Below are 17159 nucleotides of genomic sequence, written 5' to 3'. Positions count from 1 at the left end.
GGAGGCGGGAGGGGTCAGGCCTTCGCCGGACCGGCGGAGGCTCTGACGACAAGCTCCACGCCCAGCGTCTCGCGCCGCACGGTCCCGTCGAAATCGAGGATCGCTCGCGCCGCCCTGCGGCCGATCTCGGCAATCGGCTGGGCGATGGTGGTCAGCGGGGGGATGCAGAACGCCGCGTCGGGCACGCCGTCGAAGCCGACGACGGAGACGTCGCCGGGAACGGCGAGACCGCGATCGCTCAGCCATTCAAGCGCGAACATCGCGATCCTGTCCGACATCGCCAGGATGGCGGTGGGCAGTTCGCTGCCAGCGAAGATCCATTCGAGGCCTGCCCTGGTCGAGAGCTCGTCATTGCCGGTTTCGTAGGTCGGCACTCTGGACGTATCGACGCCGAACGGTGAAAGCGCCTCGAAATAGCCGACGAGGCGGTCGCGTGTCGCTGTGTAGCGGGCAGCCAGGATCTGTTCCGGCGAGACGGGACCGGTGCTGTTGTCGATTAAGGGCAGGGCCAGCACCGCGAAGCGGCGGTGCCCAAGCTCCGCCAGATGGCTAGCAGCAAGGCGCGCACCGGCGACATTGTCGACGCCGATCGCGGAAATGTCCTCATCCTCGAAGCCGAGTTCGAGCGCCACGAAGGGCAGTTTGCGCTCGCGTGTCAGGGTGACGAGACGCGAGCCGCCTTCGATGCAAAACAGGATGAAACCATCGACCAGCGCACTCTGGATATTCCAGGCGAGTTTTTCCTCATTGACGGCTGACACCAACGCTATGCCGGCGCCGGTGGCGTCGCACCCTTCGGAGATGCCGGCCATCATGGTCCGGGCAAACGGGTCATCGAAGAAATAGGAAAGGGGCTCGGCCGTCGCCACGCCGATGGCATTGACCTTGCCCGCACGCAACAGTCGCCCCTTGGGGTCTGGGCCTGCATAACCCATGGCCTCGGCTGCCGCCCGGACCCGCTCGCGAACCTCCTCGCGCACGATCTCGGGATGGCTGAACACGTTGGAGGCAGTCCCGTGTGACACACCAGCCGCCTTGGCGATGTCGGCCAGCCGGATCGGCCTTGTCTTTCTCGCGGTCTGTGGCGCCATTTTTCTCTCCCGAACAAGCGCTCATCTAGCACTTCCGTTGGATCGGTTCAAATTTTGCTTGATCGATAGCGCAGGAAGCTTTATCTTTGAATCGATCCGAAGAAAGTAGTCGCGCCCCGAATTGGATCGATTCAAAGCGAAAGGGAGATCAAAGGATGCATCCGGTCGGCTATCTGTTCGAGAACATTTATCGCAACTATTGGGGGATCGCCCCCGCATTTGACCGGCCAGAGCCGCGGCGCTTGGCAAAACCTGCATTGCGTAGCCGGGAACTGCTTGTTCGGCCCGAGAGGCGGCAAGACTGAGTGGCCTTGGACGAGGGGACACAGAGAACGTATGGCCTACGTGTGACCAGCGAGCCACGGCCGCGGTATTAGACTGGCTTTCGCACCAATGCGGAGGCGGCCATCACCAGCCAGCCGCCGATGAGCAAGGTGCCACCGATTGGCGCCGACATCGGGAACAGCCTGGAGCCAACAAAGTCGCGAGCCAGCAAGTCGCCGCAAAACAGCAGAAGCCCGGCCAGCAGGACGAAGCTTCCGATGCGAAGCACCCGGTTTCCCCCGAGCAGTCCGACGGCAAGGAAAACCGGCGCGTGCATGAGCAGGAACGACGCGGCCGTCGCGACAAAAGCACCGCCCAGGTGCGCCGCCGCCGCGGAGAGCGCCACGCCGGCCGCGCCACAAAGGCCGCCGGCGAAGACGAGGATAGGGCCGCCAGCGGGTTGTTCGGCAGTTTTCATTTTAAAGGTCCCCATGAAGTGCCGAACGGCCGCGCGTCAGGATTTGCCTGCCTCCAATAACATGTTGCGTTCGCGGCGCGATTGGACAAACCAGTTATACACGGCTCCAAAGGCCATCAGCACGGACGTTCCCAGAAATACCGCCCGCATGCCGAAATGACCGCCGACGAAGCCGCCGAGCAACGGGCCGGCGACCTGTCCGACATATTGGGCGGATATCGAAAGCCCCAGCACATTGCCGCCGACGCCGTCAGGGACATTGTGCCTGATCACGCTGGTGATGCAGGGCAGGAGGCCACCCAGCGCCAGTCCCATCAGGAAGCGCAGCCCGACGAGTTGCCAGCCATTGGTGACGAAGGCCTGCGGGATCAGGAGCAGGGCCGAGACTGAAAGCGCGCCGATGATGACGTTCCAATGGCCGATGCGGTCGGCGAGCTTGCCGAGACGCGAGGCCGACAGGATGGCGCCGAGCGCCGCCGCCGACATGACGACGCCGGAGATCAGCGTGACCCGGGTCTGGTCTTCGATCAACTGCTGCACATAGACCGTGATGATCGGCTCGATCGACATGGTGGCGAAGCTTAGCAGCATGCCGGTCGCCAGCATGGCGACGACCGGACGCTTGTCGGGAATTTGCGCCCAGCCGCCTTTCGGTTTCTCCTTGGATGCCGAGACTGCCGATGCGGGCCGGGCGTTCTCCTTGATGAGAAACGTCGTTGCCAGGAATGCCAGGAAGATCACAGCGCCGGACAAAAGGAATGTCGTGCGGATTCCGATCAATGGCGGCAGGGCGCCGCCAAGCAGGGGGCCGACCAGTGCGCCGGCGGTGATGCCCGCCGACAGTATGCCAAGCGCCCAGCCGGAACGATCCTTCGGCGTTTGCATGGCGACCAGTATGGTCGAGCCCGACGAATAACCGCCGGCAAAGCCGATCAGCAGGCGCAGCAGCACCAATTGCCAGACAGTTTCGACCATCCCGGTCAGTGACATGCAGATGGCCATGCCGAAGCTGGCGCGCACCAGCATCACCTTGCGCCCGTAGCGGTCGCCAAGCCGCCCCCACAGCGGTGCTACCAGCGCGGCTGCGAAGAATGTCGCGCCATAGGCGATGCCGGACCATTGCACGATCGCCGCGTGACCCTCGGCGCCCAGTTGCTCGACATAGAGCGGGAGAAAGGGCAGCAGCAGCGTCATCGCGACCAGCGTGCTGAATGAGCCGGCAACGCAGACAAACAGGTTGCGCCGCCAATGGATGTTGTAGACGCCGTCCACGGCGGGAGAGGGGTTCTGCGGCATGAGCTCTTGTCCTGCCCGGACAGCCTCGCTCAGGAGGTTGCCGCGGATACCATTTTGGGATACCAAACTGGTACTCTTCATGGACGTCGGCTTGGTTGTTTGTCAATGCGGCGATCCGTCAATGTGAGCAGATCCGGGAAACGGGACCGCCATGTCGCAGTTGCAGAATGTCGAAAGACAACTTCGGGAAATGATTCTTGGCCTCGAGATCGGCCCCGGCGAACGCTTGACCGAACGGTGGATCGAAAGCCGGTTCGGAGCATCGCGCACTCCGGTGCGGGCGGCATTGCTAAGGCTCGAAACCGAAGGCTTGATCTGCCGAGACGGGCGCGGCTGGACCGCCTCGCCCATCAATCTCGCGGAACTCGAGCAGATCGCTGTTTATCGCGAGGCGGTGGAGGTCGCGGCGGTGCGGCTGACCTGCAGACTTGAGGAGCGGAGTGTTGTCGATGTCATCGAGGCGATGCTCGATTCCTGCGACGGCAACACGCCACGCGAGGAATGGCATCGCGTCGGCATGGATTTTCACATTGAACTGGCCCGGCTCTCCGGCAACGAATTTCTGTTCCGGGCCGTTCGCGATGCCATGACGCGTCTCTCCAGAGCGCGTTGGCTGGAGGTTCGCGACGAGGCGGCGCTTGGTCGCGCCTGGGCTGAACACCGCGCCATTCTGGCGGCGGTGCGAACCGGCGATGCCGATGACGCGGCAACCAGGCTATCGGCCCATATTGTCGGCAGCCGCGACCGGCTGGTGACGTCGCTGCACAATGACAGGCGCGGCCTGCGTGCCAGGGGATTTGCCGTTGTCGCGGCCTGACGCCGCCAATGCAGTGGAACGGGATTCAAGACGCAAAGGCGGATGTGCCGGTCAGCGAGCACTTTCGGCCTCGCTTCCTGAACGGCGATGGCGTAAGAGCGGCGATGGAAAACAACCGATTTGAAACACCCATCACCGTCAAATCGGCGACGGCGGGAACCACTCAGCTCTTGCGTTCGGCGCGGGAGGCTTCGGATTACCTTCTCAACAGCTGGCCCGGCAAGCGCAGCCCCAAGCACCGCGCGGCGTTGCAGGCCTGTCACGATGCGCTGGCCGGCGACAAGCCGGCCATGAACGCCAGGCGCGCCTTTATCGCCGCGGCGCGCGAGGTGGATGTTTTCGTCAGCGACAAGGCGCCGGTCTGAAGCACCGCACCGCCAGGGGAAGCTGGCCCGCATCGCGGGCCGCGCGGCACTACTTCGCCGTTTCTGTCTCCGACCCTGCCTCATCCTCGGGCTTCGACCGCTCTCTCGCTGAAACCTTGGCCGCCAGCTTTTCCGCCTTCTTGGCTGCCTTCTGTCGGTCGCGCTCCTTGCGCTCCTGATCGTAGTTTGGTGCTCGCGCCATATCTCTTCCTTTTCATTGTGCTTGGCCCTGCCTAAGAGCATTGGGCCGCAAACACAACACCGGAAGGGTTGAGCCGAGCTTCAACCCAACGATCAGTGCGATCCCCAGCGGTTACGGGCTTGCAAGATGCGCGGCACAATGGTGTAGGAATGGGCGCGCTCGTATTTCCAGCCAAATTGTTTTGAATCAATCGACCGATGGCAACGATTCTACGAAATTCCGTCAAGGTATTTTACTACGCGCGCAACGCCTTGCGTGATGTGGCGCCGCAGGCTTTGTTCCGCCGCAGGCTGGCCGCGCGACTTGGCCAAGCCATGCTCCCGGACGAGACGATCCGCGAACGGTTGAAGCTTTACAACAAGCTGCGGAACGCTTTCGTGCCAAGCCCCGATGCGGTGCCTGTGCGCCGGCTGCCGTTTTCGCCCAGCATGTACTATTACGATCTCAAGGAATTTGCCCGCTACTTTGATCCCGGCTTGCTGATCGATCTTGAGTTTGGCGACGTCAGAAAAGTGCCAAAGATGCCATCGGTCGTGAAGGATCGGCCGATCACGGCGGACAACAGCAATGCCGTGATCATGAAGCTCGACAAATTCCGTCACTTCCATATGCCCGCGGACAAAATTCCTTTTCTAGACAAGCGCCCCGCTGTCGTCTGGCGCGGCCATCTCAACAATCCGATACGGACACGGTTTCTGGAAGCCGTTCGCGATCTGCCTTTCTGCGATGCGGGCACGCCTAACAAGAAGGCGGCGGAACAATACCGCAAGCCCTATCTGACCATCGCCCAACATAAGCAGTACCGCTACATCGTTTCGCTCGAAGGCAATGATGTGGCGACCAATCTGAAATGGATCATGAGCTCGAATTCGCTCTGTTTGATGCCGCCGCCGACATACGAGACCTGGTTCGCCGAAAGCCGACTCGAAGCGAACGTTCATTACGCGTCGCTCGAACGGGATTTCTCCGATCTTTCGGAGAAGGTGCGTTATTTCGAACGGCATCCCGAGGAAGCGCAACGCATCGTCTCGTCGGCGAATGCCTATTGCCGGACGTTCGCGGATGAGCGGGCCGAGCAGGCGATTTCCCTGCTCGTCCTCTACAAATATTTCGTGCTCAGTGGCCAGGTCGAGCCTGATGCCGAGGTCTGGCGCTACATTTCAGGCTGACGCCCGGTCGCCGCGACAACAAGCATTTCAGACATCGCCACGGTCAAGGACGAGGTCGTCAGGCCGGGCGATCTGTCGCCTCGCGTCCAACGGGAAGTCGGGAACACGCGGCCGATGGGGACCATGATCGGCACCAAGCTGCAATAAAACCGTCACCGCCGGCATATATTCAGATGGGCCGAGGGCGTAGCATCGGTGGCCGGCAGGCCCGAGCTTGTTGCGGTCCCCAGGGCGGCAGTTACTTGGAGCAGCGCAGATGAACGATTCACAAGCGAAGTCCGGGGCCAAGGATTGGCTGGAGGCGGAACTCGCCGACACGCTCGACGAAGACTACGAGCTCGAAATGTCGGAGCCGGCTTTATCCCTGGAATCGCCAAGATCTACAAGAATGCCCATCCGCCATCGATCGATCGTCTGCAGTATTTTCGTGACCTGATCTCGCTGCAGTCGGAACTGATCAAGCTGCAATCCTGGGTCGCCTATCACAAGAAGAAGTTGGTGGTGATTTTCGAGGGGCGTGATTCCGCCGGCAAGGGTGGCGTCATCAAGCGCATCACCCAGCGGCTCAACCCGCGCATCTGCCGTGTCGTCGCACTTCCGGCGCCAACCGAGCGCGAGAAGTCGCAATGGTATTTCCAGCGCTACGTGCCGCATCTGCCGGCCGGCGGCGAGATCGTGCTGTTCGACCGCTCCTGGTACAACCGCTCCGGCGTCGAGCGGGTGATGGGCTTTGCCGGACCCGATCAGGTCGAAGAGTTCTTTCACGACGTGCCGGACTTCGAGCGCATGCTCGTCCGCTCCGGCATCACGCTCGTCAAATACTGGTTCTCGATTACCGACGAGGAACAGCAGATGCGCTTCCTGATGCGCATCCACGACCCGATGAAGCAGTGGAAGCTGTCGCCGATGGACCTGCAGTCGCGGGTACGCTGGGAGCAGTACACCAAGGCCAAGGAAGAAACCTTCGCCCGCACCAACATTCCCGAAGCGCCCTGGTTCATCGTCGAGGGCAACGACAAGAAGCGCGCACGGCTGAACTGCATCGACCATCTGCTCAAGCAGCTGCCGTATGAAGAGGTGCGGCATGAGGAGATCACGCTGCCGGAGCGCGTCTTCAATCCCGAATACGAGCGGCAGACGCTGCCGCGCGAACTTTACGTTCCCGAGAAATATTGAGGCATGCTCCCTTTCTCCCCGTATAATGACGGGGGAAGGGGCCCGCGCCAAGCGTTTCGCTTCCTAGGCTCGCTTGATGATGACGTGGGTGGCAAGCGCCGTCGCCACCTGCTCGCTGCACTGGTAGCCTAGCTTCAACATATCCAGGCCGGCGAAAAGATTCTCGCCCCTGCCAAGCAGCACTGGGGAGATCGCGAGATGCATCTCGTCGATCAGCCTCTCCTGCAGATACTGACGGATCGTGTCGACGCCGCCGCCGACCCGCACGTCCTTGCCTTCAGCCGCCGACTTCGCCTGCTCGAGAGCCGAATGGATGCCGTCGGTCACGAAGTGGAAGGTGGTGCCGCCTTCCATGATAATGGGCGCCCGCTTGTAGTGCGTCAGCACGAACACCGGCACATGATAGGGCGGGATGTCGCCCCACCAGCCCTTCCAGTTGTCGTCGGGCCATTCGCCGCGGATCGGGCCGAACATATTGCGGCCCAGGATCCAGGCGCCGACATTCTCGAAGCTGCGCGCGGCAAAGTCCTCGTCGGCCCCGGTCGCGCCGCCTTCCTGGCCGAACATCTTGCGGAATGTGCGGGTGCTGAAGGCCCATTTATGCAGGCCCTGTCCGCCGACGCCGAGCGGATTTTGCAAATCCTGATCGGGACCAGCGCCATAGCCGTCGAGCGACAGGGTGAATGCGTTGACGCGAAGTCTGGACATGAAAAGCTCCTCGGTAACCAGTGCTTTGCAGTTGGTTACTTTCTAGCAATCTGATTGCAAATTGCAATCAGTATTTTGACGAGGGAACCGCTCCCAGACCTCGCCGCCAGGCGATGTCCGGGCTGTTCGTGGCGATTGGCTCGGATGGTAGGTGGCAGCCGATGGGATGGCCGCCGTACAAGGTCATTCGCCGGTGAGTTCCATGAAGCGGATGTGGTTGCTGAACGGGTCGATGACCTCGACCGTCAGCCGCCCATCCTCGTGTTCCAAACCGGGCTTCATGTAGCGGTAGTCCTTGGCAGCGAGCTCTTTGTGCAACTCGCGGATACCCTTCATGTAGACAACCATGTTGCCGCCTGGCGTCGCGTCGCCGGCATGTTCGGACAAATGCAGGACAAGGTTTTCGCGCGAGACCTGCGTATAGAGCGGGAAATTGTCGCCGTAGCGGTGCTCCCAGTCCACCGTGAAGCCGAGGTAGCCGAGATAGAATTCGTGTGCCTTGGCGACGTCGAAGATGCGCACGATCAGCGCCGTGCGTTCGAAGATGATCGTGTCCGGCTTGGCGACCGGCGCTTCGATCTTGGCCGACAGGATATTCCAGTTCGCCAGTCCAAACTGGCGCGCGACGATCTCCAGGGCTTCGCTGTGGCTGATCGTCAGGTCGCGGGCGGCAAGCACCTCCCGCATGGCTTTCGCCATGGTCTTGGCATCGCGATAGGCAAGCATGTCCGTTCCTTTGGTCACGGCGAAGTCTTCGTCAGTGCCTGCATTGCCGACGCCTTCGCCCGACGGTGAAACGGGTCAGGAAGTATCCTCTGGAGGCGTTCGCCATACCCTTTGCAGGGCTGCGGGCTGCCGGCCGCCTCCGACCGTGCGGACACCATAGCCGCACCTGCCGGTTTGTGTCAGCCGGAATTCGAAAAGAACCGCTGGCAGGTTGAAAGATTGGTGACAACTCCTGAAAGGCGTTGCCCGGGAAGTCGGGCTACCCCTTCAGCATCGCTGCCACTTCCGGCGCGAAATAGGTGAGGATCCCGTCGCAGCCGGCGCGCTTGAAGGCGAGCAGCGACTCGAGCATCGCCCTCTCGCCGTCGATCCAGCCATTGGCGGCGGCGGCCTTGATCATCGAATATTCGCCCGACACCTGGTAGGCGAAGGTCGGCATCTGGAATTCGTCCTTCAGCCGGCGGATGATGTCGAGATAGGGCAGGCCGGGCTTGACCATCAGCATGTCGGCGCCTTCGGCTATGTCCTGTTCGGCTTCGCGAACCGCCTCGTCGGAATTGGCGTGGTCGATGTAGTAGGTCTTCTTGTCGCCCTTGAGCAGGCCGGCCGTGCCGACCGCCTCGCGATAGGGGCCGTAGAAGGCGGAGGCGAACTTCGTCGCGTAGGACATGATCGCCACGTCCTGAAAACCGTTGGCATCCAGCGCATCGCGAATGGCGCCAATGCGACCGTCCATCATGTCGGACGGCGCGATGATGTCGGCGCCGGCCGCCGCCTGGATCACCGCCGCTGCCGTGACCTGTTCAACCGTTTCGTCGTTGACGATGATGCCGTCGCGCAGGATGCCGTCATGGCCGTGGCTGGTGAACGGGTCGAGCGCCGCATCGGTGATGATGCCGATATCAGGCACCGCATGCTTGATGGCGCGCGTGGCGCGGTTGATCACGTTCTCTGGGTCAAGGATGTGCGAGCCGGTCTGGTCGCGCAGGCCAAGCTCCACATTGGGGAAGGTCGCGATCGCTGGAATCCCGAGTTTGGCGGCGCGCTCGGCTTCCTTGACAGCGAGGTCAACAGACAGGCGGAACACGCCAGGCATTGCGACGATCGGCTCGCGCACTTGTCTGCCGTCGACGACAAAGATCGGCCAGATCAGGTCGTCGACCGTAAGCCGGTTCTCCTGGACGAGGCGGCGCGACCAGTCCGCCTTGCGCATGCGGCGCAGACGGCGGCTGCCGGTGATTTCGTCGACGCTGCGGGCGCCGGCGGGCTTTGCGGGGGTGAATTTGTTCATCGCCAAAACTCCAGACCGGCGGTTTTTACCACGCGCCCTTGGCGCTGACCAATGCGCACAGTTGTGCCAGGCCCGAGTTCGCGCTGTCGCGCATAAGCGGCCGGCAGCAGCCGATCAGGGTTGGCCGTTGCCGGACAGGATCTGCGCGGCGCCGCCCATCGCGACGCGGAAGGCGTCGTCGAAACTGACGCCGCGTACCTGCCAGCGATAGGTCTTGCCATCCCTGGCGAGCCGCCAATCGGCGATCCAGCCCATTTCCTTTTCGCTCCAGATCAGAGTGCCGGCAAGCGCCTGCTCCGCGGTGGCCCGCTCCGCGAGCTTGTCGAGCGCCTCGATGTCGGCGTCGCGCAGCGTCTTGTCATCCAGCCTTGCGGTCGACAGCGTCGATGCTTTTGGAAACACGATCCCCATCGCCAGCGGCGTGGCGGCGTTGGTGAAGGATTCACGCATCAATGCGCCGCGCTCTTCATCGGCAGTCAGTGCAAAATGCCTGGCGCCTTGCTCCGTGGCCAGGAAAACCTCCAGTCGCGGTCGCTTCGTCAGCCAGGGCTCGCTGCCGAGCGAGGCAAGCACGGGATTGATCGCGGCCGGGTCGTAGAGGCAAGTGAGATCGTAGGGCCGATCGTGGGTGCCCTGTTCATCGTGAATCGGAATGCCCTCCATCCGGTCGCGGTAGCGGAAACTGGCGATGAAACTGCCGGCCTTCTCGCGCAGGGCAGCCATCTCCGGTTTCCTGAGCAGTCGCTGGTCACCGGAGACCTTGAGCAGAACCGCGTCGAGGCATGTCTTGAAGCCTGCTTGTCGGTTTGGCTCGTCCTGTCCGGTGACGATGGTCCGCGACTGATAGAGATCGTCGATGGTTCCTGAAAATGCCGGGCGAGCCGTCACGCATATGGCCATGACGCCGATCACGGCAACGACAAATCGTGAAAACCCAGGCATGGTTCACCGTCCGGTTTGAAAGCCACTTGATCGACGCACCGCCTGCATGGCGGCCAACTTCTAGCACCGGGTGTCGGCCATAGCCAAGGTCGCGTGAATTGGCCATCGGCATTGACGTGCCCATGCGCCACCCTTTAGCACTTCAGACCCGACGGCGCGGGGAAGGGATTCTTAACCATGGATTTTGGCGGAGGCGACGAAATCCGCTTCGAACGATTGGGCAGGGCCGGCGTTGTCACATTGACGCGGCCACAGGCGCTCAATGCCGTCACGCACAGCATGGTGAAGGCTCTGGACAAGGCGCTGCATGCCTGGGAGCGCGATCCCGGCGTCGACTTGGTCGTCGTCAAGGCGGATGGCAGGGCATTTTCCGCCGGTGGCGACATCCTCCATGTCTACGAGGCCGGCCGGGCCGGAAAGCCGCCGGTCGATTTCTTCGCCGACGAATACCGTCTCAACGCCCACATCGCCCGGTTCAGGAAACCCTATGTCGCCCTGATCAATGGCATTGTAATGGGCGGCGGCGTCGGCATTTCCTTTCATGGCTCGCACCGGGTGATGACCGAGAATGCCCAGTTCGCCATGCCGGAAGTCGGTATCGGCTTTTTCCCGGATGTCGGTGCAAGTCATCTCCTGCCGGACCTTGGCGGCAGCTTCGGCATGTATCTGGCCTTGACCGGCAATCGCATCCGGTATGGCGATGCGCTGTGGTCCGGCCTGGCGACGCACACGATCAAGGCGGAAGATCAGCCGGGGGTTCTGGCTGGACTGGCCGAAACAGGTGATCCGGAATCGGTGTTGCGCGGGTATTTCGTTTCCGCCAGCCGCGAGACGGAAAGGCCAACGCTGGAGGCGATCGCCCGGCATTTTTCGCAACCCTCGCTGGGTGACGCTATCGACAGCCTGGAGCGTGCGGCGGTTGCCGACGAATTCGCGGCAAAGACCCTGGCGACGATCAAGACCCGCTCGCCAACCAGCATCCGCGTCGCGTGGCGCCAGATCAGCGCCGGGCAGACACTCTCGATGGACGAGTGCATGAGAATGGAGTTCCGCATCCTCAACCGGATGCTGGCCGGTCACGATTTCTATGAGGGCATCCGTGCGGCGATCATCGACAAGGGCTCGGTGCCGCAATGGCGTCCAGTCGGCCTCGACGCTGTTGGTGATGCGCAAGTCGATGCCTACTTCGCCTCGCTCGGTGAACGGGAGCTCGAGCTGTGAGCGAGGTCGTATCAAGACGCATCGTACTCCAGCCCTCGACGGTGGAGGTCCTCTTTGCCTGGTTCCAGCGCATCATCGCCGGCTATTGCCTGCTGTTCGGGGTTCTCTACTGGATCAAGCTGATTGGCTTTTATCCGGGGCCGCTGTGGCGCTTCGACCTGATGCCGGTCCATTGGCAGGTGGCGGCGGTGGTGCTGGCGGTTTTCTTCCCTTTTGCCGCTGCCGGCCTATGGATGCTGGCGTCTTGGGGGCCGGTGATCTGGTTCATATGCGCCGTGACCGAGACCGTCATGTATGCCGGATTTCCCGATTTGCTCGGGCACCGCCTGCTCATCGTCGTCTCGCATGTTTCGGTCGCGCTGCTCTATATCGTGTTTCGCACCATCATCTGGCTGCAAAAGAGGCCGGTTCGGCCGTAAGCCCTTGTGGCTGCTCAGCATCCGGTTTTGGCCCCGGAATCATTGGCGAAATCTTTAGGTTAATTATCCTTGCTCGGGTGACCGTTCGTTAAGCGTCTTCCGAAACCTCTTACCGGTAAGCTCTTGTTAGCCCTAGCGTTTAAGTCGAATTTTATGAGTATTCGATAGTGTCGCGATCAAGGTGAAAAACAAAAAATCACCAGGGCGACAAACGAGAGGCAAAGACAATGATCAATTCGCGTCCGGCGGCGAAGACCGCCAACGTATCCGACGATCGCCGCGAGGCAATCCGTTCCCTGTACATGGAATCGCTGCAGCTTGTTGAGCGGCTGCACCGCCGTCTGCTTGACGTGATCAAGGACGAATTCGACCGCAACGGCCGCTCCGACATCAATGCCATCCAGGCGCTGCTTCTGTTCAACATCGGCAATTCGGAGCTGACCGCTGGCGAACTGCGTTCGCGTGGCTACTATCTCGGCTCCAACGTCTCTTACAATCTGAAGAAGCTGGTCGATCTCGGCTTCATCAACCACCAGCGCTCGCGCATCGACCGTCGTTCGGTCCGCGTCTCGTTGACGCCGAAAGGCAATGAGGTGGCGGAAGTCGTCGCTGGTCTCTATGAGCGCCATGTTGGCTCGATCGAGCAGGTTGGCGGCATCAACACCGACGAGTTCAAGCAGATGAACCGCGCGTTGCAGCGCCTCGACCGCTTCTGGAACGACACCATTGCATACAGAATGTAAGGCAAGTACGCTCGATCGTAATCGGAGCCGCCCTGCAGAAGCGCGGCCGAAGACCTCCAGTCGCTGGCCGGTGCCGAAAGGCACCGGTCTTTTCTTTTCAGTGCGCCGGTCAATCCAAATTCGACTTCAGGCCACGTTACCGCCATATTCCAATGTGAGCGAGGATACGGGTGAAGTGGTGGCGAAGGCCGCGAATTCATCTGGACCTCGCATCGCGCCTCGCGCGTTTCACGCCGAAGTGATACAGGTCATGGTTGGCTAATTCTTAACAGAGCCAACTTTAGAGTGCGGGTGATATCGTCCGCTGATCGAACCGCAGCAAGAATGTCTGGAACGTCCATGAGAACCAGCCGCCGTTTCTTCCTTTCCGGAGCCTCCGCGCTCGCAGCCGCCATGGTAGCCGGCACTGCAAGCGCCCAGGATGTGATCGGGGATATCCTGAAATCCTCGGCGCGCGGCAATTGGGATGATCAGTTTGACGCTCGCGCCAGCGAAGGCGGCAAGGTCGCTTCGACGCTGCCGATCTTCAGCCCGCAGACTGTTTCCTTTACCGAGCAGGCGATCACCCAGTACCAGAACATCGTCGCCCAGGGCGGTTGGCAGCCGGTTCCCGACACAAAGAAATTGCAGCTCGGTGTCGATGACCCGGACGTGGTCCCGCTTCGCAAGCGCTTGATGGTCTCGGGCGACCTGTCGCAGAGTGCCGGCATTTCGACGGCCTTCGACTCCTACGTCGACTCGGCCGTGAAGCGCTTCCAGGCGCGCCATGGCTTGCCTTCCGACGGCGCGATGGGCAAGTACACCTACGCGGCGATGAATGTTTCGGCGCAGGTCCGGCTCGGGCAGCTACAGACCAATCTGCAGCGGCTGCACGAAAAGGCCGGTACGCTGGGCAGCCGTTATGTGCTGGTCGATATCCCGGCGGCGCAGGTCGAGGCGGTGGAGAACGACCGCGTCGTGCTTCGCCACACCGCGATCGTCGGCAAGATCGACCGCCAGACTCCGATCGTCAATTCGAAGATCAACGAGATCATCGTCAATCCATACTGGAATGCACCGGTCTCGATCGTGCGCAAGGACATCATTCCGCTGATGCGGAAGGATCCCAACTATCTCAAGGACAGCCACATCCGCCTGTTCGCGCCGGACGGCAGCGAGGTCGATCCGCTGAATGTCGACTGGTCGACCGACGATGCGGCGAAGTACCGCTTCCGCCAGGATCCGGGCGCCGGCAACGCGATGGCGTCGGTGAAGATCAACTTCCCGAGCCCCGATGGCGTCTACATGCACGACACGCCGCAGCAGAGCCTGTTCGGCAAGATGATGCGCTTCGATTCTTCGGGCTGTGTTCGCGTGCAGAACGTGCGCGATCTCGTTACCTGGATCCTGCGCGACACGCCCGGCTGGGATCGCCAGCATTTCGAGGCGGCGATCAAGACCGGCGAAAACACGCCGATCCAGGTCACCAACCCGGTGCCGGTCCACTTCCTCTATCTTTCGGCCTGGTCGACGGGCCCTGGCGTCGTGCAGTTCCGCGACGACGTCTACGCACTCGACGGCGCCAACGAACTGCAGATTACTTCGTCTCTCTAAGAGATTGAATTTTTATGGAAAAAGCCGCCGCAGGGCGGCTTTTTTCATGGGGTTCCCGCCTATATCAAGCGCTGGTTCACCAGACAGGCCACTGCCTGTGCTCGGTTGACGGCACCCAGTTTGTTGTCGATGTGAAACCGCACGGTCGCCTCCGATATGCCGAGGATGACTGAGATTTCCCAATTGGTCTTGCCCTCGGCGGCAAGGGCCAGGCAGTCGCGCGCGCGCGCGGATAGTCTGGGTGGTGTTGCCGGAGGCGGCGTCGCCAGATTGATCAGGCGCTCGGTCAGGACAAGGCCGGCCATCTGGATCGCAAAGCTCTCCTCCGGTGAAAAATCCCGTTCCTGAAAGCCAAGGTGGAGAGAGGCGATGACGCCATCGGCGGCATAGGACGTTGCGCACAAAGCATCATGGATGTTGGCTTCGTTCATCGCTTCCCAGTAGGTGTCAAAACTCCGATCCTGCCGGGGGGCGAAGTTGCTGAAACGATAGCGGGTCTGGCTTTCGCGGATCGCGGTCAGCAAGGGATTGCACTCCAGGCAGACATAGTCGAATGCCGGGCTCCCCGGCCAGGCGTCGGGTGCAACCCTGGTGATGAAGCCGCCCGCGGCCCAGTGGTTGGCGGAAGTCAGTGTCATCGATGGTCGCCGATAGGCGGGTCTGCAGATAGGAAGCGCCGAGACCTTCCAACGCCGCGAAGAAGTTGAGACTCGCTTCCTCCGGCGTCCGCGACGCAAAGGCCGCTTCGGCATGAGACATGATTTGCGATAGCATGGACTGGCCCCCCGTCCGCACACACAGCAGGGTGACACGGGCTGGTCTTGCTCACAAAACGGGATCCACCTCCAAGTGCGTTCAACTTCGCGACTTCGGATTCGTTGACGTCCTCAGGATGATCGACCCTCCGCATGAACGCACGGCTGGACGAGGCTGCGAGGTTTGCGCATGGTCCGAAAAACGGTGGTCGGAATCGCGTCATGCAAGTTGCCGTCTTCATCCTGGTGGTGCTGATCTTCGTCGCGGTTTCCGGCGCGCTGGTCCGGCTTGTGCGCGTGCCGCTGCCGGTGTTGCAGATTGCCATGGGCGCCGCGCTCGCATGGCCGTCGAGTGGCCTGCATGTCGAAATCGATCCCGAAGTCTTCTTGCTGGTATTCATTCCTCCGCTGCTGTTCAGCGACGCGTTTGGCGCTCCCAAGCGCGAACTCATAGCGTTGCGCGGGCCGATTCTGGACCTTGCCATCGGGCTGGTCTTCTTCACCATTGTCGGTTTCGGCTATGCCTTGCACTGGCTGGTGCCGAGCATTCCGCTGGTCGTCGCATTCGCGCTTGCGGCAGTGCTGTCGCCGACCGATGCGGTGGCTGTGTCATCGATCGTCGACAAGAATATGGTTCCGGCGCGGCTGATGAATATCCTGGAGGGCGAATCGCTGCTCAACGACGCCTCGGGCCTCGTCATGTTCCGCTTTGCCGTGGCGGCGGCGCTGACCGGCAGTTTTTCCCTTGCCGGGGCCTCGCTGAGTTTCCTCTACGCCGTGGCGGTCGGCATCCTGGCTGGCGTGGCGGCACTGTTCATCGCTGCCAAGGCGCTGCAACTGCTCAGCCGCATCGGCGGCGTGCCGGCTGAAGCCCAGGTGTTGATCACGATCCTGCTTCCCTTCATCGCTTATCTCGGCGCTGAACACTTCGAAGCCTCGGGTATCCTGGCGGCGGTGACAGCCGGCCTGTTGACCGGAAGCACCGGCATATTCCGCTTTCTCGGCGTTTCCGCGCGCATGCAGACAATCTCCCTATGGACGACGTTTTCCTTCGTCTTCAACGGTGCGCTGTTCATTGTGCTCGGCCTGCAACTCCCCGAAATCATCCGCAAGGTGCCGCCGGAACTCACGGGGCATTATCCCGTGATCCAGCCGGTGCTGACGGTGGTGGCGCTGACGCTCTGCCTGATCGCGCTTCGCTTCGTGTGGATATGGATTGGCGACATCGGTGCGGGCATCGCGGCGCGGCTGGGAAAGAACAAGGCCGAGCCGTTCGGGTTGCGCGTGCGGCTGGCCGGTTCTGTAGCCGGCGTGCGCGGCGCTGTAACGCTGGCCGGCATATTGTCGCTGCCATTCACACTGCAGGATGGCTCGCCGTTCCCGGCGCGGGACCTGGTCATCTTCCTTGCCGCGGGCGTCATCATCTGTTCACTGGCGATCGCCAGCCTTGCCTTGCCGGCGATCTCTCGCGGCTTGGTCGAACCAGGGGAGGATGCCGATGCAGCCGAGGAACGCATGGCGCGTGTTGGCGCCGCCAAGGCCGCGATTGCCCATATCGAGAGCCTTGCGCAGACGGATGAAGAACATGAAGGCGAGGTACCGGGCGCCAGGCTCGCCACCGCCAATGGCATAGTCGCTGCCTACCGGCGGCGAATCGCGGCGTCCGACGAGGCGGATGAGGCACGAGCCGAGGTGCGGGAAGCGGGTAGGCTGGAACTCGACCTGAGGCTCGCCGGCATCGGCGCCGAGCGCGAGGCCGTGAGCACCATGCTTCGCCGCCGCGAAATCAACGACCATACGGCACGGGCCTTGTTTACCGAGATCACGCTCACCGAGGCTCTCTTGAAGGGACGGCAGACGCGGAAATAGCAATCGCCAACCCTTGGGAATGGCGGGATTTGTG

At 61.8% G+C, this 17159-nt stretch carries 17 protein-coding genes and 1 pseudogene; 9 read left to right on the top strand and 9 right to left on the bottom strand.

The window, feature by feature from the left end:
• Positions 1–14 precede the first annotated feature (14 nt).
• The 3 genes from LGH82_RS08160 to LGH82_RS08150 form a co-directional block, all read right to left on the bottom strand.
• Complete coding sequence (locus LGH82_RS08160) at positions 15–1091, bottom strand: LacI family DNA-binding transcriptional regulator (RefSeq protein ID WP_227348030.1); 1077 nt, start codon at positions 1089–1091, stop codon at positions 15–17.
• A gap of 373 nt (positions 1092–1464) precedes the next feature.
• The gene (locus LGH82_RS08155) at positions 1465–1833 is read right to left on the bottom strand and encodes a DUF423 domain-containing protein (RefSeq protein WP_227348029.1); all 369 of its coding nucleotides are present in this window, start codon (positions 1831–1833) and stop codon (positions 1465–1467) included.
• 36 nt (positions 1834–1869) lie between these two features.
• Complete coding sequence (locus LGH82_RS08150; protein WP_227348028.1) at positions 1870–3129, bottom strand: multidrug efflux MFS transporter; 1260 nt, start codon at positions 3127–3129, stop codon at positions 1870–1872.
• 151 nt (positions 3130–3280) lie between these two features.
• Between LGH82_RS08150 and LGH82_RS08145 the strand changes: the two genes are divergently transcribed.
• Positions 3281–3946, top strand: coding sequence for a GntR family transcriptional regulator (locus tag LGH82_RS08145; RefSeq protein ID WP_227348027.1), 666 nt, complete (start codon positions 3281–3283; stop codon positions 3944–3946).
• A gap of 104 nt (positions 3947–4050) precedes the next feature.
• A complete protein-coding gene (locus LGH82_RS08140) occupies positions 4051–4311 on the top strand; it encodes a DUF982 domain-containing protein (protein WP_227348026.1) in 261 nt (86 codons plus the stop codon).
• 49 nt (positions 4312–4360) lie between these two features.
• Here the strand turns inward: LGH82_RS08140 and LGH82_RS08135 are convergent, their stop codons facing one another.
• A complete protein-coding gene (locus tag LGH82_RS08135) occupies positions 4361–4513 on the bottom strand; it encodes a hypothetical protein (RefSeq protein ID WP_227348025.1) in 153 nt (50 codons plus the stop codon).
• A 197-nt stretch (positions 4514–4710) separates the two neighbouring features.
• Between LGH82_RS08135 and LGH82_RS08130 the strand changes: the two genes are divergently transcribed.
• Positions 4711–5682, top strand: a complete 972-nt coding sequence (locus LGH82_RS08130; protein ID WP_227348024.1) for a glycosyl transferase family 90 — start codon at positions 4711–4713, stop codon at positions 5680–5682.
• A gap of 256 nt (positions 5683–5938) precedes the next feature.
• Positions 5939–6858: pseudogene (ppk2, locus tag LGH82_RS08125) on the top strand (polyphosphate kinase 2).
• A 63-nt stretch (positions 6859–6921) separates the two neighbouring features.
• Here the strand turns inward: ppk2 and LGH82_RS08120 are convergent.
• From LGH82_RS08120 to LGH82_RS08105, 4 genes are all read right to left on the bottom strand, one after another.
• Positions 6922–7566: a dihydrofolate reductase family protein gene (locus LGH82_RS08120; protein WP_227348023.1), complete on the bottom strand. Its 645-nt coding sequence runs from the start codon at positions 7564–7566 to the stop codon at positions 6922–6924.
• 183 nt (positions 7567–7749) lie between these two features.
• Positions 7750–8292, bottom strand: a complete 543-nt coding sequence (locus tag LGH82_RS08115; RefSeq protein WP_227349518.1) for a glyoxalase superfamily protein — start codon at positions 8290–8292, stop codon at positions 7750–7752.
• Between the two features lie 259 nt (positions 8293–8551).
• Positions 8552–9583: a porphobilinogen synthase gene (hemB, locus tag LGH82_RS08110; RefSeq protein WP_227348022.1), complete on the bottom strand. Its 1032-nt coding sequence runs from the start codon at positions 9581–9583 to the stop codon at positions 8552–8554.
• A gap of 114 nt (positions 9584–9697) precedes the next feature.
• Entirely contained in the window at positions 9698–10525 is an 828-nt protein-coding gene (locus LGH82_RS08105; RefSeq protein ID WP_227348021.1) for a DUF2066 domain-containing protein, read from the bottom strand.
• A 177-nt stretch (positions 10526–10702) separates the two neighbouring features.
• Between LGH82_RS08105 and LGH82_RS08100 the strand changes: the two genes are divergently transcribed.
• From LGH82_RS08100 to LGH82_RS08085, 4 genes are all read left to right on the top strand, one after another.
• Complete coding sequence (locus LGH82_RS08100) at positions 10703–11746, top strand: enoyl-CoA hydratase/isomerase family protein (RefSeq protein ID WP_227348020.1); 1044 nt, start codon at positions 10703–10705, stop codon at positions 11744–11746.
• On the top strand, positions 11743–12165 hold the full coding sequence (locus tag LGH82_RS08095; RefSeq protein WP_227348019.1) for a DUF6163 family protein: 423 nt from the start codon (positions 11743–11745) through the stop codon (positions 12163–12165). The genes LGH82_RS08100 and LGH82_RS08095 overlap by 4 nt, the downstream gene beginning before the upstream one ends.
• A 227-nt stretch (positions 12166–12392) precedes the next feature.
• Positions 12393–12908, top strand: a complete 516-nt coding sequence (gene ldtR / locus LGH82_RS08090) for a transcriptional regulator LdtR (RefSeq protein WP_008875359.1) — start codon at positions 12393–12395, stop codon at positions 12906–12908.
• Positions 12909–13247: 339 nt separating this feature from the next.
• Complete coding sequence (locus LGH82_RS08085) at positions 13248–14501, top strand: L,D-transpeptidase family protein (RefSeq protein WP_227348018.1); 1254 nt, start codon at positions 13248–13250, stop codon at positions 14499–14501.
• A 59-nt stretch (positions 14502–14560) separates the two neighbouring features.
• Here the strand turns inward: LGH82_RS08085 and LGH82_RS33475 are convergent, their stop codons facing one another.
• The gene (locus LGH82_RS33475; protein WP_319799925.1) at positions 14561–15025 is read right to left on the bottom strand and encodes a helix-turn-helix transcriptional regulator; all 465 of its coding nucleotides are present in this window, start codon (positions 15023–15025) and stop codon (positions 14561–14563) included.
• A gap of 453 nt (positions 15026–15478) precedes the next feature.
• On the opposite strand from LGH82_RS33475, the gene LGH82_RS08075 reads away from it, so the two are divergent.
• Positions 15479–17125, top strand: a complete 1647-nt coding sequence (locus LGH82_RS08075) for a Na+/H+ antiporter (protein ID WP_227348017.1) — start codon at positions 15479–15481, stop codon at positions 17123–17125.
• Positions 17126–17159 lie beyond the last annotated feature (34 nt).

This window comes from Mesorhizobium sp. PAMC28654 (assembly GCF_020616515.1).
Classification (GTDB): domain Bacteria; phylum Pseudomonadota; class Alphaproteobacteria; order Rhizobiales; family Rhizobiaceae; genus Mesorhizobium.
This window is presented reverse-complemented; position numbering and strand designations above follow the sequence as displayed.

Coding starts and splice junctions, on each gene's coding strand:
- LGH82_RS08160 (WP_227348030.1), bottom strand. CDS start 1,091: ATGGCGCCACAGACCGCGAGAAAGACAAGGCCGATCCGGCTGGCCGAC.
- LGH82_RS08155 (WP_227348029.1), bottom strand. CDS start 1,833: ATGAAAACTGCCGAACAACCCGCTGGCGGCCCTATCCTCGTCTTCGCC.
- LGH82_RS08150 (WP_227348028.1), bottom strand. CDS start 3,129: ATGCCGCAGAACCCCTCTCCCGCCGTGGACGGCGTCTACAACATCCAT.
- LGH82_RS08145 (WP_227348027.1), top strand. CDS start 3,281: ATGTCGCAGTTGCAGAATGTCGAAAGACAACTTCGGGAAATGATTCTT.
- LGH82_RS08140 (WP_227348026.1), top strand. CDS start 4,051: ATGGAAAACAACCGATTTGAAACACCCATCACCGTCAAATCGGCGACG.
- LGH82_RS08135 (WP_227348025.1), bottom strand. CDS start 4,513: ATGGCGCGAGCACCAAACTACGATCAGGAGCGCAAGGAGCGCGACCGA.
- LGH82_RS08130 (WP_227348024.1), top strand. CDS start 4,711: ATGGCAACGATTCTACGAAATTCCGTCAAGGTATTTTACTACGCGCGC.
- LGH82_RS08120 (WP_227348023.1), bottom strand. CDS start 7,566: ATGTCCAGACTTCGCGTCAACGCATTCACCCTGTCGCTCGACGGCTAT.
- LGH82_RS08115 (WP_227349518.1), bottom strand. CDS start 8,292: ATGCTTGCCTATCGCGATGCCAAGACCATGGCGAAAGCCATGCGGGAG.
- hemB (WP_227348022.1), bottom strand. CDS start 9,583: ATGAACAAATTCACCCCCGCAAAGCCCGCCGGCGCCCGCAGCGTCGAC.
- LGH82_RS08105 (WP_227348021.1), bottom strand. CDS start 10,525: ATGCCTGGGTTTTCACGATTTGTCGTTGCCGTGATCGGCGTCATGGCC.
- LGH82_RS08100 (WP_227348020.1), top strand. CDS start 10,703: ATGGATTTTGGCGGAGGCGACGAAATCCGCTTCGAACGATTGGGCAGG.
- ldtR (WP_008875359.1), top strand. CDS start 12,393: ATGATCAATTCGCGTCCGGCGGCGAAGACCGCCAACGTATCCGACGAT.
- LGH82_RS08085 (WP_227348018.1), top strand. CDS start 13,248: ATGAGAACCAGCCGCCGTTTCTTCCTTTCCGGAGCCTCCGCGCTCGCA.
- LGH82_RS08075 (WP_227348017.1), top strand. CDS start 15,479: ATGCAAGTTGCCGTCTTCATCCTGGTGGTGCTGATCTTCGTCGCGGTT.